We start from the raw sequence: 15453 nt of genomic DNA, 5'->3' as shown, positions 1-15453 counted from the left end.
GCTGGAGAAGGAGGGCTCCGAGCGCGCCCGGGACCGGCTGGAGAACCTGGACGAGCTGATCAGCGCGGCGCGCACCTTCGAGCAGGAGGGCGAGATCGCCGAGGACATGCCCCCGATCACCGCGTTCCTGGCCCACGCCGCCCTCGAGGCCGGCGAGGGTCAGGGCGACGATGGCGAGGCCTGCGTACAGCTCATGACCCTGCACTCCGCCAAGGGGCTGGAGTTCCGGGTGGTCTTCCTCGCCGGCATGGAGGAGGGGCTGTTCCCCCACCGCATGTCCATGGACGAGCCCGGCCGGCTGGAGGAAGAGCGCCGCCTCGCCTACGTGGGCGTGACCCGCGCCCGCGAGCGGCTGTTCCTCAGCCACGCCGAACGCCGCCGCCTGCACGGGCGCGACGAGTACACCCTGCCGTCGCGTTTCGTCGGCGAGCTGCCCCCGGAACTCACCGAGATGGTCCGCGCGCGTTTCTCCGTGACCGGCCCCGGTGCCGTGCAGCGCCCGGTTGCCGCCTCGGCCGACGACGACGCGGATGGGGGGTTCGACCTCGGCCAGCGCGTGAGTCACCGCAAGTTCGGCGAGGGCACCGTGCTCAGCTACGAGGGCAGCGGCCCCGGCGCGCGGGTGCAGGTGCACTTCGACACCGCCGGCACCAAGTGGCTGGTGGCCTCCTTCGCCAACCTCCAGGCCTGCTGAGCGCGGCGGGCGGCTTTTCCCGGCGGTGGGCTACTGCCCTTGTCCCGACCGGATTTCCGATGAGGGATTGCCTGGAGCCTGGGCCTGACCTTCTCAAGGCGGTGCCGTGCCCGGTCGCCGGATGCGGGGGCACGGCGGGTACGGAAGGGACAGCGGGGACGGGGGTAGACCCCGTCCCCGTGGGGGCTACTTCTTGGGCAGCTTGGAGGCGACGCCCTCGACGTAGTAGTCCATCTTCAGCAGTGCCTCGTCGGAGAGGGTTTCGCCCTCCTTCGCCTTGACGCTGCCGTCCTTCGCGACCACCGGGCCGCCGAAGGGCTGGAGCTCGCCGTTGACGATCGCCTCCCGGGCCTTCATCACCTCCTGGCGTACGTCATCCGGGACGTCGCTGCTGAGCTCGGCGAGGTCGACCATGCCCGAGGCGATGCCGCCCCAGACGTCGCGGGAGGTCCAGGTGCCGTTGAGCACCTCGCGGGCGCGCTTGGTGTAGAAATCGCCCCACTGGTGGACCACCGCGGTGAGCTGGCTGTCGCCGCCGTACTTGGACATGTCCGAGTGGTAGGCGATGGCGTACTTGTCCCGCTCCGCGGCGGCCTGCACCACCGCATGGGAGTCGGTGTGGTGGGTCACCACGTCCGCGCCCTGATCCATCAGGGTCTCCGCCGCCTGGCGGGCCTTGGCCGGGTCGTACCAGGCGTTGATCCAGATGACGTTGACCGTCGCGTCCGGGTTCACCGAACGGGCGCCGCGGGTGAAGGCGTTGATCGCGCGGACGACCTCCGGGATCGGGAAGGCGGCGACGAAGCCGAGTTTGTTCGTCTCGGTCATCTCGCCGGCGATCATGCCCGCGAGGTAGCGGCCCTCGTAGAGCCGGGGCATGTAGGTGCCGACGTTCTTGGCCCGCTTGTAGCCGGTGGCGTGCTCGAAGACCGTGTTCGGGAACCGCTTGGCGACCTTGATCGTCGGGTTCATGTAGCCGAACGAGGTGGTGAAGATGAGGTCCGCGCCGCCGGAGGCGAGCTGGCGGATCACGCGCTCGGCGTCCGCGCCCTCGGGCACGTTCTCCACGAACTGGGTGGTGACCTTGTCGCCCAGCCGCTCCTCCATGGCCTTGCGGCCCTGGTCGTGCTGGTACGACCAGCCCGCGTCACCGATGGGGCTGACGTAGACGAAGCCCACCTTGATGTGGTCCTTGGGTTTCAGGTCGATGCCGTCCGAGGCGGCCAGCGTGGCTGTGGAGAATGCCGCCGCGGTCAGCCCGGTGGTGAGCGCGAGCAGCGCCCGTTTGAGTCTGCCGTGTCGCATGGATTGCCCTCCTGATGATGCGTCGTCGGCCGCGGCACCGCCGTCAGCCGGTGGCGAAGAACGGTTTGGTGAGCGAGGCCGGGCGGTTGAGCCGCAGCTTCGTCCGGTCCCGCGAGAGTATGACCAGTACCACGATGGTCGCGATATAGGGCAGGCTGGAGAGCGCCTGCGAGGGGATGGGCACGCCCAGCCCCTGCAGCTCGAAGCCCAGCCGCGTGATGCCGCCGAACAGGTAGGCCCCCGCCATCACGCGCCCCGGGCGCCAGGAGGCGAAGACCACCAGCGCCACCGCGATCCAGCCGCGCCCGGCGACCAGCCCCTCCACCCAGAGGTGGGGCTCGACCAGCGACATGTACGCCCCGCCGAGCCCGGCCAGGGCACCGCCGGAGAGCACCGCCAGGTAGCGGATGCCGATCACCCGGTAGCCCATCGCGTGTGCCGATTCCGGTGACTCGCCCACCGCGCGCATCACCAGCCCTGCCCGGGTATGGTAGGTGAAATAGATCACCGCCGCGCCGATCGCGATGCTGAGGTAGACCATCGGGTCCTGCTGAAAGAGGATCGGCCCGAGCACCGGGATGTCGGAGAGCAGCGGGATGTGCAGCTTGGCCAGGCCCTGGATGCCTTCGCCCTCGTAGGGCCGGCCCATGAACGCCGACAGGCCGACGCCGAAGATGGTCAGCGCGAGTCCGGAGGCGACCTGGTTGGCGCGGAAGGTCTGGGTGAGCAGCGCGAACAGCGATGCCATCGCCGCCCCGGCGAGCATGGACACGGCGAAGCCGGCAATCTGGCTGTCGGTCTCGACGAAGGCGATGAAGCCGCTCACCGCCCCCACCAGCATCATGCCCTCGGTGCCGAGGTTGAGCACCCCGGTCTTCTCGGCGAGGAACTCGCCGAGGCCGGCGAGCACCAGCGGCGTGCCCATGACCAGCGTCGCCGCAAGCCAGGTGACGATGTTGAAGCCCGCGATCTCCATCAGTTCGTCCCCTCCTGACTGCGCCGGGCCATGCGTAGGCGGAAATTCACGAAAAAGTCCACGGCGAGGATGAAGAACAGCAGCATCCCCTGGAACACACCGGTAACGGAATCCGGCACCTGCAGTGCGATCTGCGCACTCTCGCCGCCGAGGTAGATCAGTGCCATGAGCAGCCCGGCGAACAGGATGCCCACCGGGTGCAGCCGCCCGAGGTAGGCGACGATGATGGCGGCGAAGCCGTACTCCGGCGAGATGTCCGGCAGCAGCTGGCCGATAGGGCCGGCGACCTCGTTGACGCCGGCGAGCCCGGCGGCGCCGCCACCGATGAGCAGGCTCAGCCAGGTCATGCGCGAGGCGTTGATGCCGGCGTAGTGGGCGGCGTCCGGCGCCAGCCCGGCGGTGCGGATCTGGAAGCCCAGATACAGCCGCGAGAGCAGGAAGTACAGGCCCACAAGCGCACCCAGGGCGATCAGGAACGAGGGGTTCATGCGGATGCCCTCGATCAGTGGCGACCAGGTGGCGGACTCGCTGAACAGCCGGGACTCGGGGAAGCCGAAGCCCTCCGGGTTCTGAAGCGGCCCGTTGACCAGGTAGACCAGCAGCAGCTCGGCGACGTAGACCAGCATCAGGCTGACCAGGATCTCGCTGGTGTTGAAGCGCGTGCGCAGCAGCGCGGGGATCGCCGCCCAGGCCATGCCGCCGAGGGTGCCGGCGAGGAGCATCAGCGGCAGCACCCACCAGGCGTCGACGCCGTGGAAGACCAGCGCCACGGTACCGCCGCAGATGCCGCCGAGCACCAGCTGGCCCTCGGCGCCGATATTCCACACACCGGCGCGGAAGCCCACGGTCAGGCCCGCGGCGATCAGGATCAGCGGTGCGGCCTTGATGGTGAGCTCACCGAGCCCGTAGAGGCTGTTCACGGGCTGGATGAAGAACACGTAGAAGGCGTTGAGCGGGGCCTTGCCGAGGGCGGCGAAGATCACCAGCCCGAAGGCGAGGGTCAGCGCGCCGGCGATCAGCGGCGCCGCGTAGAGCATGGCCCGGGAGGGCTCGGGGCGTTTCTCGAACTTAAGCGACATCATGCGCGCCCTCCCGCGTCGAGCCGCCGTCCGCGCCCGGGAACAGTCCGCCCATCCAGCGGCCGACCTCCTCGTAGGACGTCTCCGCCACCGGTTTCGCCGGCGACAGGTGGCCGTTGAAGATCACCGCCACCCGGTCGCTGATCTCGAAGAGCTCGTCCAGGTCCTCGGAGAAGACCAGCAGGGCGCAGCCCTGCGCGCGCAGGTCCACCAGCGCCTGGTGGATGGCCGCGGCGGCGCCCACGTCCACGCCCCAGGTGGGCTGGCCCGCGATCAGTACCCGCGGGTGCTGCTCGATCTCGCGGCCGACGATGAACTTCTGCAGGTTGCCGCCGGAGAGGCTGCGCGCCTGGGCATCCACGCTCGGCGTGCGCACGTCGAAGCGCTCGCGGATGCGTTCGGCCAGCTGCCGGGCACGGGCGAAACGGATGAAGCCTCGTCCCACAAGACCCTGGTAGGCGCCGGTGAGCAGGGTGTTCTCCACCAGGTCCATGTCCGGCACGGAGCCTCGGCCGAGACGTTCCTCCGGCACGAAGGCGATACCGCGGCGGCGGCGCTCGGCGGGGTCGAGGCCGCCCACGGCCTCGTCGCCGAGGCGGATGCGGGTGGGATCCCCGCTGGTGTCCTCGCCGGAGAGCAGCCGCATCAGCTCCGCCTGGCCGTTGCCGGACACCCCGGCGATACCCATGACCTCGCCGCCGTGCACGTCCAGGTTCATGTCCACCAGGCTCACGCCGAAGGGGTCGTCGGTGGGTCGTGAGAGCCCGTCGAGGCGGAGCACCGGCGCCGGTGTGGGGGTACTCGCCGGACGCTCGGCGCGGGGGATTTCGCTGCCGATCATCATCTCCGCGAGTGAGTGCGGCGTCTCCTCGCGGGGGTCGCAGTGGGCGGAGACGCGCCCGTGGCGGAGTACCGTCGCCGACTCGCAGAGCTGCTGGATCTCGGCGAGCTTGTGACTGATGTAGAGGATGCTGATGCCCTCGTCACGGAGCTGGCGCAGGGTCGTGAACAGCCGCTCGATCTCGGTCGGCGTGAGCACCGAGGTGGGCTCGTCCATGATCAGCAGTCCGGGGTGCTGGAGCAGGCAGCGCACGATCTCCACGCGCTGGCGCTCGCCCACGGAGAGCTTGAGCACGGTGCGTCGCGGGTCCAGCGGCAGGCCATACAGCTCGGAGACCTCTACGATGCGGTCGTCGAGGTTGCGCGGATCATCGTTCACGTCCTCGAGGCCCAGGGCGATGTTCTCGGCGATGGTCAGGGTCTCGAACAGCGAGAAGTGCTGGAAGACCATGCCGATGCCCAGGTGGCGCGCCTGCGCCGGGGTGGCGATGGTAACCGGGTCGCCCTCCCAGTGGATGCGGCCTTCGTCGGGCTGGTGAACGCCGTACATGCACTTCACCAGCGTGCTCTTGCCGGCGCCGTTCTCGCCCAGCAGTGCGTGGATCTCCCCGGGCATCACCCGGAGGTCGACGTCCTCGTTGGCCACCACGCCCGGGAAGCGCTTGGTCACGCCCTCCAGCTCCAGACGCGGTATCACGGGCCGGTCCGCGGCGTCATGCGCCGTTGCATTCATGATCGAGTGTGCTCCCCGTTTCGTGCCCCGTTATGCCCCGCACTGGTGATACGGGTGCCCACGGCTGGTGCAGCCATCCGTTAGTGTGCCCGTTTCAGTGCGTTCGTCCAGTTGTCTACGAGGTCTGCCCGTAAAAGTAAGCATGATGCATGCCATGTTGTCCCCAGTTGTGGTCCGGGAATGGTTCGGAACATGGCGAACAGGGAGTGGTAATCCCGTTGCGGGGTACGCGGGCGTTCATGGCTCTCCTCCGGTGGCCGCGGGTGCGGCGCACAATTGTTGTCTCTCTGGGTGACAGGTTGTCTCTATTATTCTTTCAATCTGGTCGACAATTAGTCGCCGTGATTGGTTACACATAAAACTGGCCGCGTGTGCAGCCAAAGTCAACCATCAATGGGAGGGGGTGCCGGAGTGAGGGGCGGGAAGGCAGGCGGCGGGGCCCGCAAGGGGCCCCGCCGGGGGCGTGGCTCAGGAGTCGTCGGTCTCCAGGCCGAGCTTGGAGGTGTCGACACGGCGCAGTGCGAAGTCCGTGTAGGCGAGCTCGTTGGTGCCGTGCCAGGCGTACTGGCTGTCGCGGAAGTCCTTCCAGTGCTTGTAGACCTTGGCCCAGGTCTTGTTCTCCGCGGCCATGCCCTCGTACATCTCGAAGGCGTTCTTCTGCGCCGCCGCCATGATCTCGTCGCTGAACTTGCGCAGCTTCACGCCCCGCTCGACGAGCTTGTTGAGCGCGATGGGGTTGAGATAGTCGTAGTGGGCGACCATGCGCACGTTGGAGTCGGCCGCCGCGATCCGGATCGCCTCCTTGTAGGAGTCCGGGAGCTTGTCGTAGGCGTCCTTGTTCACGTAGATCGAGAACATGGCGCTCGGCTCCCACCAGGACGGATAGTAGTAGTTCTTGGCGACCTGCCAGAAGCCCAGACGCTCGTCGTCGTAGGGGCCGACGAACTCGGTGGCGTCGATCACGCCGCGCTCCAGCGCCGGATAGATCTCCGCGGCCGCGAGGGTCTGCACGTTGACCCCGAGGCTGGACATGATCTTGCCGCCGAAGCCGGGGATGCGCATCTTCAGGCCCTTGAGGTCGGCCAGGCCGTCGACACGCTTGCGGAACCAGCCGCCCATCTGCGTGGTGGTGTTGCCGCCGGGGAAGGCCTTGATGTTGAAGTTCGAGAAGACCTCGTTGTTCAGCAGCTCGCTGCCGCCGCCGTAGTACATCCACGCGTTCTGCATGCGGGTGGTCATGCCGAAGGGAATGGCGGTGTCCAGCGCCAGGGTCGGCTCCTTGCCTACGTAGTAGTAGGACGCCGTGTGGCCCATCTCCGCGGTGCCGGACTGGCAGGCGTCGAGGACCTGGAGGCCGCCGACGAGCTCGCCCGCGGCGTAGGTGCGTACGTCGAAGCGGCCCTCGGTGAGCATGGACAGGCGCTTGCAGAAGTCCTCGGCGCCGCCGTAGAGGGTCTCGAGGCTGGTCGGCCAGCTCGTGGCCATGCGCCAGCGGATGCGCGGGCCCTGGGCGTGGACGTACGGGGCGCCGACGGCGGCGGCGCCGGCCACCGCGCCGGCACCGGCGGACTTGACGAAGTCACGACGTTTCATGAGAGCTCTCCTCGTCGGGTTGTTGTGCGGCCACCCCCCTCGGATGGCCGCGTCAGTAGCCTGAGTACGGCACCAGCCACGTCACCAGTGACGGGAACACGATGACCAGCGTCAGGGCGATGATCTGTATCGCGATAAACGGCACCACGCCGCGGTAGATCTCGGTGGTGCGCACGTTCGCCGGGGTGACGCCGCGCAGGTAGAACAGCGAGAACCCGAACGGCGGCGTGAGGAACGAGGTCTGCAGGTTCATGGCGATGATCACGCCGAACCAGACCAGATTGATGTCCAGCCGGGCGGCTGCCGGCACCAGCAGCGGCAGCACGATGAAAGCGATCTCGAAGAAGTCGATGAAGAAGCCCAGGCCGAAGACCACCAGGTTGGCGATGATCAGGAAGCCGATCTCGCCGCCGGGCAGGTTGGTGAGCAGGTCCTCGATCCACATGTCGCCGTAGAAGCCCCGGAACACCAGGCTGAACGCCCGCGAGCCCACCAGGATGAAGATCACCATGGAGGTGAGCTTGGCCGTGGACTGCATGGTGCCGTTGAGCGCGGTCAGGGTCAGGCGGCGGTTGAGCGCGGCCAGCACCATCGCGCCGACCGCACCGAACGCGCCCGCCTCGGTGGGCGTGGCGATGCCCGCGAAGATGGTCCCGAGCACCACCACGATCAGCACCAGCGGCGGGATCATCACGAACCCGACCCGCAGCAGCAGCGCGGGGATATTGTCGGGGCGGTCCTCCGGCGGCAGCGCCGGCGCCGCCGCCGGCCGCAGGGTGGCGACCGCGCCGGCGTAGATCGCGTACATGCACGCCAGTGCCACGCCGGGCAGCAGCGAGCCGCGGAACATGTCGCCCACGGACACGCCGATCTGGTCGGCGAGCACGATCAGCACGATGCTCGGCGGGATCACCTGCCCGAGTGTGCCCGACGCGGCGATCACGCCGGTGGAGAGGCTGCGCGAGTAGCCGTAGCGCAGCATCACCGGCAGCGAGATCAGGCCCATGGCGACTACCGTCGCGCCGACCACGCCGGTGGCCGCGGCGAGCAGCGTGCCTACGACGATCACCGACAGTGCGAGTCCGCCGCGAACCGGGCCGAAAAGCTGACCCATGGTCTTGAGCAGGTCCTCGGCCAGGCCGGAGCGCTCCAGCATGGTGCCCATGAAGATGAAGTACGGCACCGCCAGCAGGGTGTAGTTCTCCATGATGGAGAAGATCCCCTGGGGCAGGGCGGTGAGCAGGTTGGGTCCGAAGGCGTCGGCCCAGAAACCGACGGGGACGAAGGCCATGGCCGCGCCGGCCAGCGCGAAGGCCACCGGGTAGCCGGAGAAGATGAACACCAGCGCGACGAGGAACAGGAACCCGGCGTAATACTCAATGATCATGGCACGTCCGTCCCGTGGGTCGCCTCGTCCTCACCCTCGGCCGCTTCGCTGTCGTCGAACAGCCGTTTGCGGTGGCCGGTGAGCACTGCCCCCGACTTGACCGCCTGCGAGAACCCCTGGAGGAGGAGGAGCACGAAGGCCACGGGTACCACCGTCTTGATCGGGTAGCGGGCCAGTCCGCCGGGGTTGCCCGAGCTCTCCCAGGTCTGCCAGGACAGTGCCGCCCACTTGGTGGACAGCCAGATCACGAGCATGCAGAAGGGGATCAGGAAGAGCACGCTGCCGAGGAAGTCCACCCATGCCTTGCCGCGCTCGGAGAGCCGGCCGTAGAGGACGTCCACGCGGACGTGGCCGTCGCTGGAGAGCGTGTGCCCGGCGCCGAGGAGGAAGACGATCCCGAACAGGTACCACTGCGCCTCGAGGTAGGCGTTCGAGGCGAGGTTCTCGCCGATGTAAGAACCGAGGTAGCGTACCGAGGCGTTGTATACGCCGATGAGGATCATCGCCAGGGCGAGCCAGTAGACCGCACGGCCTATCCAGCGGTTGAGGCAGTCGATCCCCCCGGCGATTCTGAGCAGAAACCGCATTCAGGCTCCCTTGCTGGCGGGTGGACCGGGTGGGTACGCCCCGCCGATTGTCGTTATCCCGCTGCCAGCAGCCGTGCCCGTCGTGGATCGGCACGCGGGCGCACGCGCGCTGGTCGGACCAATCGAGCGGCCAACGCTAGCGAGCGGTCCGCAAGGCGTCAAGCTGCAACGCAGCAGTCTACCAGCGCAGCAGCTCCCAGCGGTGGATGTCCGGGGCGTCCAGGTTTTCCGGCGGGCGGTCGTTGAGGCGGCCGTCGCCGTTGCTGTCGTAGAGGTAGTAGGCGGGGCCCGTGCGCGGATCGATACGCACCGCGTAGACGCGCCCGTTGACGCTGTACTCGCGGATCTCCGCCCAGGGGCGGGAGATGATCTGCACGCCCGGTTCGATTTCCTCGCCCTTGGTCAGCGCCTCCGGCGGCGGCGGGGCGACGATGTTCGGCTTGGATTTGCCCTGCTCGTCAGCGGCGTGGGCCGCGCCGGCGAACACGGCGGCGGCGATCAGCAGGGCGGGCCAGAATGCACGCATGCGCGCTCCTTGTTTACAGGTCGAGGAGGATGTCCGTCTCCGCCTGGGACGGCTCGAAGCCGCGATTCTCGTAGTGGTCGAAGATGGCGTCCACCACGGCCTGCGGCTCGTCGATGATCTGGAACAGATCCATGTCGTCCGGGTTGATGGTGCCCTCGGCGATCAGGCTGTCCCGGAACCAGTCCACCAGGCCGCGCCAGTAATCGGCACAGACCAGGATGATCGGGATCCGCCGGGTCTTGCCGGTCTGCACCAGCGTGAGGATCTCGGCGAGCTCGTCCAGGGTGCCAAAGCCGCCGGGCAGGACCACGTACGCAGAGGCGTACTTGACGAACATCACCTTCCGCGAGAAGAAGTGGCGGAAGTTCAGCGCGATGTCCTGGTAGGGGTTGCCTACCTGCTCCTGCGGCAGCTGGATGTTGAGGCCGATGCTCGGTGACTTGCCGGCGAACGCCCCCTTGTTGGCGGCCTCCATGATCCCGGGGCCGCCGCCGCTGACCACCGAGAAGCCGGCGTCCGAGAGGGCGCGGGCGATGTCCTCGGCGAGGCGGTAACGCGGGTTGTCCGGCGGGGTGCGCGCCGAGCCGAACATGCTCACCGACGGCTTGATGCGGGCCAGCCGCTCGAAGCCCTCCACGAACTCCGCCATGATCTGGAAGATCTTCCACGACTCCCGGGTCATCACGGAGTCGTTGACCTGGGAGCGTTCACGCTGCTCGAGGGATTCCCATCGCTTGTGCGTCAAGATCGCCTCTCCCCGCATCCGGGCCCATGGGTGTCCGGCCATCGGCGGCCGGCAGCGGCGCCGGCCGGCGCCGCGCCTTCACTGTAACCCCGGGTGCGCTCTTGTACCATATGGCCTCCATGATACGACCGCCGAACGGGAACGCGCATGAGTGACCACCCTCCCCTCATCCTGGTGGACGGCTCGTCCTACCTCTACCGCGCCTACCATGCGCTGCCGCCCCTCTCCACCGCGGACGGCACCCCGACCGGGGCCATCTACGGCGTGGTGAACATGCTGCGCAAGCTCCTCGCGGAGTATCCGGACAGCCCGGTGGGGGTGGTCTTCGACGCGCCGGGGCGGACCTTCCGCGACGAGCTCTTCGAGGAATACAAGGCCAACCGCCCGCCCATGCCCGACGACCTGCGCAGCCAGCGCCAGCCCCTCGCGGAGATCGTCGAGGCCATGGGGCTGCCGCACATCGAGATCGCCGGCGTGGAGGCGGACGACGTCATCGGCACGCTGGCGGCCCAGGCCCACGCGGCGGGCCGGGGCCTGCTGGTCTCCACCGGCGACAAGGACATGGCGCAGCTGGTCAGCGAGCACGTGACCCTGCTCAACACCATGTCCGGCACGGTGCTGGACGTCGCCGGCGTGGAGGAGAAGTTCGGCGTCACCCCCGGGCAGATCATCGACTACCTCGCCCTGGTCGGCGATACCTCGGACAACATCCCCGGTGTCCCCGGCGTGGGCCCGAAGACCGCGGTGGCCCTGCTCGCCCACTTCGGCGACCTGGACGCCCTTTACGCCCGCCTCGACGAGGTCGCCGAGGTGAAGGTCCGCGGGGCCAAGGGCCTCGGCGCCAAGCTGGAGGCCAACCGTGAGCAGGCGTTCCTCTCACGGGATCTCGCGACCATCCGCTGTGACCTGACGCTGGATGTCCGCCCGGAGACCATCGGCCGCGGCGAGCCGGACACCGCCCGGCTTGCCGAGCTGTACCGCCGCTACGAGTTCGGCCGCTGGCTCGACGAGCTGCTCGCCGACGCCCCGGAGGCGGAGGACGGGGATGCGCGCGGCGCGGACAAGGCCGATTACCAGTGCGTGCGCGACGAGCCCGCGCTTGACGCGTGGCTGCGGCGGCTGGAGGCGGCGGAGTGCTTCGCCTTCGACCTGGAGACCGACAGCCTCGCCTACATGGATGCCGCCATCGTCGGCCTGTCCTTCGCCGTTACCCCGGGGGAGGCCGCCTACGTGCCGGTGGCCCACAGCACGGACGACGCCGACGGCCAGCTCCCCCGCGAGACGGTGCTGGAGCGCCTGCGCCCGCTGCTCGAGGACGACAGCCACGCCAAGGTGGGCCAGAACCTCAAGTACGACATGTCCGTGCTCGCCCGCTACGGCATCACCCTGCGGGGCGTGCGCTTCGACACCATGCTGGAGTCCTATTGCCTCGACTCCACGGCGACCCGCCACGACATGGACTCGCTGGCGCAGAAATACCTCGGCCACCGGACCATCAAGTTCGAGGAGGTCGCCGGCAAGGGCGCCAAGCAGCTGACCTTCGACCAGGTCGAGGTGGCCACCGCCACCGACTACGCCGCCGAGGATGCGGACATCACCCTGCGCCTGCACGAGACCCTGTGGCCGCGCCTGGAGGCGCTGCCCGGTCCGGCCGCGGTGTTCCGCGACATCGAGATGCCGTTGCTACCGGTGCTCTCGCGCATGGAGCGCACCGGCGTGCGCGTCGACCGCGAGCTGCTCGCGCGCCAGAGCGGCGAGCTCGCCGAGCAGATGGCCACCATCGAGGGCCAGGCCTTCGATGCCGCGGACGGCGAGTTCAACCTCTCCTCGCCGAAGCAGATCCAGGAGATCCTCTTCGAGCGCCAGGGCCTGCCGGTGCTGCAGAAGACCCCCAAGGGCCAGCCCTCCACCGCGGAGTCGGTGCTCGAGGAGCTCGCCGCCCGCGGCCACGAGCTCCCGCGGCTGATCCTCGAGCACCGGGGCCTGGCCAAGCTCAAGTCGACCTACACCGACAAGCTGCCGCGACTGATCCACCCGCGCACCGGCCGGGTGCACACCTCCTTCCACCAGGCGGTGGCCGCCACCGGGCGGCTGTCCTCCTCGGACCCGAACCTCCAGAACATCCCGGTGCGCACGCCGGAGGGCCGGCGCATCCGCCGGGCGTTCATACCCCGGGAGGGCTGCCGGCTGATGGCCGCGGACTACTCCCAGGTGGAGCTGCGCATCATGGCCCACCTCTCCGGCGACGAGGGGCTCACCCGGGCGTTCGCCGAGGGCGCGGACATCCACCGCGCCACCGCCGCCGAGGTCTTCGGTGCCGAGCCCGCGGCGGTGACCGACGAGCAGCGCCGCGCCGCCAAAGCGATCAACTTCGGGCTGATCTACGGGATGTCCGCCTTTGGCCTGGCCCGCCAGCTCGGCATCGAGCGCGCCGACGCCCAGACCTACGTGGACCGCTACTTCGAGCGCTACCCCGGTGTGCGCGCGTTCATGGAGCGCACCCGGGAGCAGGCCCGGGAGCAGGGCTACGTCGAGACCGTCTTCGGCCGGCGGCTCTACCTCCCGGAGATCAACAGCCGCAACGGCCAGCGCCGCCAGTACGCCGAGCGCACCGCCATCAACGCGCCCATGCAGGGCACCGCCGCGGACATCATCAAACGCGCCATGATCGTGGTGGACGACTGGCTCGGCCGCGAGCACGACGACGTGTACATGGTCATGCAGGTGCACGACGAGCTGGTCTTCGAGGTGCCCGAGGCCAAGACCGACGCGGTGGCGGAGCGGGTCAGCGAGGCGATGCGCCAGGCGGCGGCGCTGAACGTGCCCCTGGAGGTGGATGTCGGCGTGGGCGAGAGCTGGGAGGCGGCGCACTGACGGCATCCGCTCCGGGCGGTCGCGCGATTCCGACAAGTGGCGTGAAAAACCGTCGCGGCGCGCTGGAACCCCGGCGTGGATGTGCTGTCATTACAAGTGCGCCAGTGCCCGGCGCGGCTCACGTCTCACCCATTCCCACGGGTGCGTGAGCCTCTACCGGCCCGGTCCTGCCCCCAAGCCCGGGTCGCTTGCCCCGAGCCGCCATCCCCCATGGTGCTCGGGGTCTTTTATTTTCGGGCATTTATGTACGGGGCCGGGGAGCTCCTCCATGCCGCCGGCGTCGCCGGACAACCCCGATCCCGGATCGGTCGACTACGCGCGGCAACCGACGGTCGCGGTGGTGTGTCGCCCCGCATGCCGGGGCCCGTCGCTGGGGCGGGGGTGTCGCGCGCCTGTGGCGTCCGGTCCGCACGAACGCTCGACCGCTCTCCCCTTCCGTGGGCCGGCGGGTTCCCCTGTAACCGCTATTTTTGTACCCGTGATTGTCGATTGCCTTCGAGCAACCGGTCGATGGCAGATTCGGCGCGACGTCGGCTGCCGGGAGCAGCCGACCCAAGGGAGGGGCCGAACCGCCGCGATCCCGGGTACGTCGGTCGTTCCCGGCAACCGACAGCCACGGCGGTGTCGCCCGGCATGCACGGGCAGGGGGCGCCGGGTGCCCGTCGGCAGGCCCCCGCGTAGGTTGTGCGCCGCAGGCGTGCAACGTCCCGCACGGATGTCGGGCACCACCTGCGGCCATGCGGAACGTGCCGGATGCCGGTGTCATCGCGGCCATGAACAGGCCTGCGGTCGATGGAGGCCGGCGACAGTGCCTGCTTCCCGCTCACCACCGGCGAGCTCTTCCCGGCAAAGTGCGGTGACCCCTTTATCCGGGTTCCGGCACTTCCGCGTCACCGGCGTCCGTGAGCCATTCGTCCAGTCGGGCGTGCAGCTCGTCCACGCCGGTGGCCTTCGCCGCCGAGAACAGCTGTGCGCTGGTCTCGGGGTAGTCGCGGTCGAGCGCGGCGCGCACCCGTTGCAGGGTGTTCATCGCCGGGCCGCGCTTGAGCTTGTCCGCCTTGGTGAGCAGCACGTGCGCCGGCAGTCCCGCCTGGATGCACCACTCGAGCATCTGCCGGTCGTAGTCGGTCAGCGGGTGGCGCACATCCATGATCACCACCAGCCCGCGCAGGCTCACGCGCTCGGCAAAGTAGCGCGGCAGTGCCTCCTGCCAGTGCACGCGCACGCGCTGGGGAACCTTGGCGTAGCCGTAGCCGGGGAGGTCTATGAGCCGCAGTGTGCCCTCGTCGTTCAGCGGGAAGACATTGATCGCCTGGGTCCGCCCCGGCGTCTTGCTGGTGCGTGCCAGTGACTTCTGCCCGGTGAGGGTGTTGATGGCGCTGGACTTGCCGGCGTTGGAGCGTCCGGCGAAGGCGACCTCGGCCCCGGAGTCCGGTGGCAGGTGCGTGACGTCCGGCGCGCTCAGCAGGAAGCGGGCCTTGCGGTAGAGCGGATTCATGCCAGGTTCCACGGTTGCCGGCGACGGCGTGACGGGGCGGGATTGTCGCAGATGCGCAGCACGGGCGCCACGGCGCCAAATTGACCCCTCGGGGGGCGGCTGGTATAACGTCCCGTGCCTTTTCCCGGGGGCCCGGAGCGCCATATCGTGCAGGTGAACCGGTCGACTACCCGCACCCCCGGACGAGTCCAGCCGGTATAGGAGAAAGCTGCATCATGATCAACAGCCGGTTGCTAGCCGTGTTCGCCTCGCTCCTACTGCTCGCGGGCGGCCTCGCGCACGCGGAGGGCGATCCCCAGGCGGGCAAGTCCAAGGCCGGGGCCTGTGCGGCCTGCCACGGTCCGGACGGTAACAGCAACAGCCCGCAGTTCCCGAACCTGGCGGGTCAGCATGCCGATTACGTCTACGCCCAGCTCAAGCACTTCAAGAGCGGCGAGCGGCAGAACGCCATCATGGCCGGGCAGGTGGCGAACCTCTCCGATCAGGACATGCAGGATCTCGCGGCGTACTTCTCCTCCCTCTCCATGGAGGTCAACGCCGCCGACAAGTCCCTGGCCGATCAGGGCGAGCACATCTGGCGTGGTGGCGTGCCGGAGCGTAACGTGCCGGCCTGCAG

At 68.8% G+C, this 15453-nt stretch carries 13 protein-coding genes; 3 read left to right on the top strand and 10 right to left on the bottom strand.

Features of this window, described 5'->3' with window-relative positions:
* The coding region (locus G7A99_RS09535; protein ID WP_163139758.1) for a 3'-5' exonuclease at window positions 1-694 on the top strand (694 nt) is incomplete at its 5' end.
* A gap of 186 nt (window positions 695-880) precedes the next feature.
* Here the strand turns inward: G7A99_RS09535 and G7A99_RS09530 are convergent.
* From G7A99_RS09530 to G7A99_RS09490, 9 genes are all read right to left on the bottom strand, one after another.
* Window positions 881-1999 carry a BMP family ABC transporter substrate-binding protein gene (locus G7A99_RS09530; protein WP_018717495.1) on the bottom strand — a complete coding sequence of 373 codons (1119 nt, stop codon included), beginning with the start codon at window positions 1997-1999 and terminating at the stop codon, window positions 881-883.
* A 43-nt stretch (window positions 2000-2042) separates the two neighbouring features.
* Entirely contained in the window at window positions 2043-2975 is a 933-nt protein-coding gene (locus tag G7A99_RS09525; protein ID WP_018717496.1) for an ABC transporter permease, read from the bottom strand.
* Window positions 2975-4057: an ABC transporter permease gene (locus tag G7A99_RS09520; protein WP_018717497.1), complete on the bottom strand. Its 1083-nt coding sequence runs from the start codon at window positions 4055-4057 to the stop codon at window positions 2975-2977. The genes G7A99_RS09525 and G7A99_RS09520 overlap by 1 nt, the downstream gene beginning before the upstream one ends.
* Complete coding sequence (locus G7A99_RS09515; protein WP_018717498.1) at window positions 4044-5627, bottom strand: ABC transporter ATP-binding protein; 1584 nt, start codon at window positions 5625-5627, stop codon at window positions 4044-4046. The genes G7A99_RS09520 and G7A99_RS09515 overlap by 14 nt, the downstream gene beginning before the upstream one ends.
* A 468-nt stretch (window positions 5628-6095) precedes the next feature.
* Window positions 6096-7220 carry a TRAP transporter substrate-binding protein gene (locus G7A99_RS09510; protein ID WP_018717499.1) on the bottom strand — a complete coding sequence of 375 codons (1125 nt, stop codon included), beginning with the start codon at window positions 7218-7220 and terminating at the stop codon, window positions 6096-6098.
* Window positions 7221-7272: 52 nt separating this feature from the next.
* On the bottom strand, window positions 7273-8607 hold the full coding sequence (locus G7A99_RS09505; protein WP_018717500.1) for a TRAP transporter large permease subunit: 1335 nt from the start codon (window positions 8605-8607) through the stop codon (window positions 7273-7275).
* Window positions 8604-9194 carry a TRAP transporter small permease subunit gene (locus G7A99_RS09500; protein ID WP_018717501.1) on the bottom strand — a complete coding sequence of 197 codons (591 nt, stop codon included), beginning with the start codon at window positions 9192-9194 and terminating at the stop codon, window positions 8604-8606. The genes G7A99_RS09505 and G7A99_RS09500 overlap by 4 nt, the downstream gene beginning before the upstream one ends.
* Window positions 9195-9372: 178 nt before the next feature.
* Window positions 9373-9720, bottom strand: coding sequence for a DUF2782 domain-containing protein (locus G7A99_RS09495; RefSeq protein ID WP_018717502.1), 348 nt, complete (start codon window positions 9718-9720; stop codon window positions 9373-9375).
* Window positions 9721-9733: 13 nt separating this feature from the next.
* Complete coding sequence (locus tag G7A99_RS09490) at window positions 9734-10402, bottom strand: TIGR00730 family Rossman fold protein (protein ID WP_051088200.1); 669 nt, start codon at window positions 10400-10402, stop codon at window positions 9734-9736.
* Window positions 10403-10612: 210 nt separating this feature from the next.
* Between G7A99_RS09490 and polA the strand changes: the two genes are divergently transcribed.
* Window positions 10613-13339, top strand: a complete 2727-nt coding sequence (gene polA / locus G7A99_RS09485) for a DNA polymerase I (protein ID WP_163139756.1) — start codon at window positions 10613-10615, stop codon at window positions 13337-13339.
* Window positions 13340-14204: 865 nt separating this feature from the next.
* Here polA and yihA read toward each other — a convergent pair.
* Window positions 14205-14837 carry a ribosome biogenesis GTP-binding protein YihA/YsxC gene (yihA, locus tag G7A99_RS09480; RefSeq protein ID WP_018717505.1) on the bottom strand — a complete coding sequence of 211 codons (633 nt, stop codon included), beginning with the start codon at window positions 14835-14837 and terminating at the stop codon, window positions 14205-14207.
* Between the two features lie 215 nt (window positions 14838-15052).
* Between yihA and G7A99_RS09475 the strand changes: the two genes are divergently transcribed.
* Window positions 15053-15453 (top strand): cytochrome c (locus G7A99_RS09475; protein WP_163139754.1); only part of this gene is annotated, 401 nt, incomplete at its 3' end.

The organism is Arhodomonas sp. KWT (assembly GCF_010993615.1).
This window is presented reverse-complemented; position numbering and strand designations above follow the sequence as displayed.

Excerpts from the sequence above, each read along its gene's own strand:
- G7A99_RS09515 (WP_018717498.1), bottom strand. The coding sequence starts at position 5,627 with ATGAATGCAACGGCGCATGACGCCGCGGACCGGCCCGTGATACCGCGT.
- G7A99_RS09490 (WP_051088200.1), bottom strand. The coding sequence starts at position 10,402 with ATGACCCGGGAGTCGTGGAAGATCTTCCAGATCATGGCGGAGTTCGTG.
- G7A99_RS09530 (WP_018717495.1), bottom strand. The coding sequence starts at position 1,999 with ATGCGACACGGCAGACTCAAACGGGCGCTGCTCGCGCTCACCACCGGG.
- G7A99_RS09505 (WP_018717500.1), bottom strand. The coding sequence starts at position 8,607 with ATGATCATTGAGTATTACGCCGGGTTCCTGTTCCTCGTCGCGCTGGTG.
- G7A99_RS09525 (WP_018717496.1), bottom strand. The coding sequence starts at position 2,975 with ATGGAGATCGCGGGCTTCAACATCGTCACCTGGCTTGCGGCGACGCTG.
- G7A99_RS09495 (WP_018717502.1), bottom strand. The coding sequence starts at position 9,720 with ATGCGTGCATTCTGGCCCGCCCTGCTGATCGCCGCCGCCGTGTTCGCC.
- G7A99_RS09520 (WP_018717497.1), bottom strand. The coding sequence starts at position 4,057 with ATGATGTCGCTTAAGTTCGAGAAACGCCCCGAGCCCTCCCGGGCCATG.
- yihA (WP_018717505.1), bottom strand. The coding sequence starts at position 14,837 with ATGAATCCGCTCTACCGCAAGGCCCGCTTCCTGCTGAGCGCGCCGGAC.
- G7A99_RS09510 (WP_018717499.1), bottom strand. The coding sequence starts at position 7,220 with ATGAAACGTCGTGACTTCGTCAAGTCCGCCGGTGCCGGCGCGGTGGCC.
- G7A99_RS09500 (WP_018717501.1), bottom strand. The coding sequence starts at position 9,194 with ATGCGGTTTCTGCTCAGAATCGCCGGGGGGATCGACTGCCTCAACCGC.
- polA (WP_163139756.1), top strand. The coding sequence starts at position 10,613 with ATGAGTGACCACCCTCCCCTCATCCTGGTGGACGGCTCGTCCTACCTC.